This window comes from Sphingomonas sp. (assembly GCF_035758555.1).
GTDB lineage: Bacteria > Pseudomonadota > Alphaproteobacteria > Sphingomonadales > Sphingomonadaceae > Sphingomonas_B.
The window spans coordinates 1-3,753 of the sequence record NZ_DASTXI010000161.1 but is presented as its reverse complement, the minus strand read 5'-3'; the positions used below and the strand labels follow the sequence as shown (position 1 = coordinate 3,753).

Below are 3,753 nucleotides of genomic sequence, written 5' to 3'. Positions count from 1 at the left end.
GCTTGGCCTCGCCGCACGGCTCGGGCGCGAGGGCTTTGGCAACATTGCCGAGGCGGTCGGGACCGAGTAGCGGCCTCTGATGCGTCTGCGCCACTTGCTCATCGCCGCCGCGATCGCTTTCGGCGGCTGCACCTCTCCACTCTATTCCGCTCCCGCCGAAGTCCCCGGCATGGTCAGCGCGGCCGATCCGCGCGCGGCCGCGGCCGGGGTCGAGATGCTGCGCAAGGGCGGGAGCGCGGCCGACGCGGCCTTCGCGACCCTGCTCGCGCTCAACGTCGTCGAGCCGCAAAGCTCGGGAATCGGCGGCGGCGGCTATCTCGTCTATTCCGACAAGGGCGGACCGGCGGTGACCTTCGACGGCCGCGAAAAAGCGCCGGCCGCTGCGAACGGCACCTGGTTCTACAAGAATGGGCAGCCGATGGAGTTCAGCGATGCGCAGCCCGGCGGCAAGAGCGTCGGAGTTCCGGGCAACCTCCGCATGATGGCGATGGCACACGCGAAGTACGGCAAGCTGCCCTGGGCCGAGCTGTTCCAGCCGGCGATCCGCCTCGCCCGCGACGGGTTCAAGGTGACGCAGCGCCTGCACAATTCGCTCGACAAATATCGCGTGACGGGAGCGCTTTCTGCGGAAGCGCGCGACATCTTCTACCGGCCGGACGGGCAGGCGAAGCCGGTCGGCACCTTGGTGAAGAACCCCGCCTTCGCGAATTTCCTGGAGAAGCTGGCGAAACTCGGCCCGGACAGTTTCTACGTCGGCCCGAACGCGCAAGGGATCGCGGCCGCCGCCAGCCACGCTCCGCACAACCCGGCCCCAATGACCGCCGGCGACATCGCCTCCTACGAGGCCAAGCCGCGGCCGCCGGTGTGCGGCACGTACCGCGTCTATCGAATCTGCGGGATGGGTCCGTCCTCGTCGGGCGGGTTCACGGTCTATGCGGCGCTGAAGCAGCTTGAGCGCTTCGACATGTCGTCGCTTGGACCGAATTCGCCGACGGCATGGCACTTGATCGCCGAATCCGAGCGGCTCGCTTATGCCGACCGCGACAAATATCTGGCCGACGAGGACTTCGTCCGAGTCCCGCTGCCTGGCCTGCTGGACCCGACCTATCTCGCCGCTCGCTCCGCGCTGATCTCGCCGACCACGACGATGGCCAGCGTTCATGCGGGCAAGCCGGCGGGCGCCGAGATCGTGTGCACGCCCGAGCCGCAACCCGAGCGCGGCACATCGCACTTCGTCGCGGTCGATCGCTGGGGCGATGTGGCCTCGGAGACCTCGACGATCGAGAGCAGCTTCGGATCGGGGCTGATGGTCAACGGCTATTATCTCAACAATGAGCTGACCGATTTCAGCTTCAGGCCGGAGAAGGATGGCTGCCCGGTCGCGAACCGAGTCGAGGGCGGCAAGCGGCCGCGCAGCTCAATGAGCCCGACCATCGTCTATGGACCCGAAGGGCGGCCGGTGCTCGCGGTCGGCGCGGCGGGGGGCTCGACCATTCCGGCGCAGGTGATCAAGACGATCGTTGGCGTGCTCGACTTCCATTTGCCCCCGCAGCAGGCGATCGCCTTGCCCATGATCTATGCGCCGGGCGACACGGTCTATGTCGAAAGCGGGACCTTCCTCGAAGGCATGATCCCGCAGCTCCAGGCGCTCGGCCACGCCGACGTGAAGATGCTTCCGCCGAGCACGTTCAAGGCGAACGCGATCGAATGGCTCGACGGCCGCTGGATCGGCGGCGCCGACCCGCGCAGCGAAGGGGCGGCGGTCAGCGAATGAGCCGCGAGCCGCGCCAGCTGGAGCACTTCGACAACCTGGTCGCGATGTTCCTGACGCGCGCCGGGAAGAAGGGCGATGAGCCGTTCCTGTGGGCGAAGCGCGGCGGCGCGTGGACCTCGATCAGCTGGGCCGAGGCGGCACGGCAGGTCGCGTCGCTCGCGGCATCACTGAAGCGCATCGGACTGGAACCCGGTGATCGCGTTGCCTTGGTCAGCGAGAACCGGCCGGAATGGCTGATCTCCGACCTCGGGATCATGGCCGCGGGCTGCGTGACGGTTCCGACCTACACCACGAACACCACGCGCGATCACACGCACGTGCTCGGCAATTCGGGTGCGAAGGCGGTGATCGTCTCCAACCAGAAGCTCGCGAACAACCTCGTGCCGGCGGTGCTGACGTCGACCGAATGCCACCACGTGATCGCGATGGAGCCGCTGCGCACCGGCCAGGCGCCGGAATGGGTGACGTGCCACAGCTGGTCGAAGCTCGCCTCCGCCGACGCCGATGTCGCTGCGTTGAAAGAGCAGGTCGCAAGCGTCGGCCGGGACGACCTCGCCTGCCTCATCTACACCAGCGGCACCGGCGGCGCGCCGCGCGGGGTCCAGCAGCATCACGGCGCGATCCTCCACAATGTCGAGGGTTGCACCGACATCATCTCGAGCGACTTTGGCTGGGACGACGAGATCTTCCTCTCGTTTCTCCCCGCCAGCCATGCCTACGAGCATACCGGCGGGCAGCACTTCCCCGTCGCCCTCGGGGCGCAAATCTATTACGCCGAGAGCCTCGAGAAGCTCGCCGCGAACATCGAGGAGGTGCAGCCGACGATCATGGTCGTGGTGCCGCGGCTGTTCGAGCTGCTGCGCGCGCGGATCATCAAGTCGATCGAGGGGCAGGGCGGGCTGTCGAAGTATCTGCTGCACCGCGCGCTGAAGATCGGCGCGGACAAGGGCGCTGGACATTTCCGGCCGTGGGACCTGCCGATGGACGGGCTGCTTTCGCTGACTCTGCGGCGCAAGATCCGGTCGAGGATGGGCGGCCGGCAGAAGGCGTGGGTGTCGGGCGGAGCGCCGCTCAATCCCGAGGTCGGCAGGTTCTTCGAATCGATCGGGATCACCTTCCTGCAAGGGTATGGGCAAACCGAAGCGGGGCCGGTGATCAGCTGCAATCGGCCGAGCGTCGGAATTCGTCTCGATACGGTCGGGGTGCCGGTGAAGAACACCGAAGTGAAGATCGCCGATGACGGCGAGATCATGCTCCGCGGCGAGAATGTGATGCACGGCTACTGGCGCAATCCCGAGGAGAGTGCGCGCGTGCTTCGCGACGGCTGGCTGGCGACCGGGGACATCGGTCATTTCGACGACAAGGGCCGGATCGTCATCACCGACCGGAAGAAGGACATCCTCGTCAACGACAAGGGCGACAATGTGTCGCCGCAGCGCGTCGAGGGCATGCTGACCCTGCAGCCGGAGATCGCGCAGGCGATGGTTTATGGCGATCGCCGCCCGCACCTTGTCGCCTTGCTGGTGCCGGACCCGGAGATTGCGTCAGCAGCCGACGTCCATCAGCGGCTCCAGCGCGCGGTCGATCGGGTCAACGCCGATTTGTCGGTGATCGAAAAGGTGCGGCGCTTCATCATCGCGGAAGAGCCGTTCAGCATCGAGAACGAGCAGCTGACCCCGTCGATGAAGATCCGCCGCCATGTGATCTCGAGGGCGTACGGCTCCCGGCTCGACGCTTTGTACCCTGCCTAACCGGCCTTCACATAGGGCGTGAAGTCGCCGAACACGCAGCTTCCGACCGTGATGTGGTTGAGCGGATCGATGACCTGCGCGATGTCGCCGTGGCACAGGCCGGTGCCGCCGAATTGCTTCGTCAGCAGCGCATAGGGACTGCCCGGCCTGAGGTTGGTGCAGCCGTTGGTATGGGCGACATAGACGCGGCTTCCGCCTCCGGTGCGGAAGGCGATCGTGTTCTCGTCG

General features: G+C 66.6%; 2 protein-coding genes and 1 pseudogene. 2 read left to right on the top strand and 1 reads right to left on the bottom strand.

Annotated features, from left to right (window positions below):
- The first annotated feature begins 79 nt into the window (after window positions 1-79).
- Window positions 80-1,774, top strand: coding sequence for a gamma-glutamyltransferase (gene ggt, locus VFT73_RS09615; protein ID WP_326410318.1), 1,695 nt, complete (start codon window positions 80-82; stop codon window positions 1,772-1,774).
- The gene (locus tag VFT73_RS09610; RefSeq protein WP_326410315.1) at window positions 1,771-3,525 is read left to right on the top strand and encodes an AMP-dependent synthetase/ligase; all 1,755 of its coding nucleotides are present in this window, start codon (window positions 1,771-1,773) and stop codon (window positions 3,523-3,525) included. The genes ggt and VFT73_RS09610 overlap by 4 nt, the downstream gene beginning before the upstream one ends.
- Here VFT73_RS09610 and VFT73_RS09605 read toward each other — a convergent pair.
- A pseudogene (locus VFT73_RS09605) lies at window positions 3,522-3,753 on the bottom strand (hypothetical protein); the annotation flags it as partial. The gene VFT73_RS09610 and the pseudogene VFT73_RS09605 sit on opposite strands and share 4 nt — an antisense overlap.

Excerpts from the sequence above, each read along its gene's own strand:
- ggt (WP_326410318.1), top strand. The coding sequence starts at position 80 with ATGCGTCTGCGCCACTTGCTCATCGCCGCCGCGATCGCTTTCGGCGGC.
- VFT73_RS09610 (WP_326410315.1), top strand. The coding sequence starts at position 1,771 with ATGAGCCGCGAGCCGCGCCAGCTGGAGCACTTCGACAACCTGGTCGCG.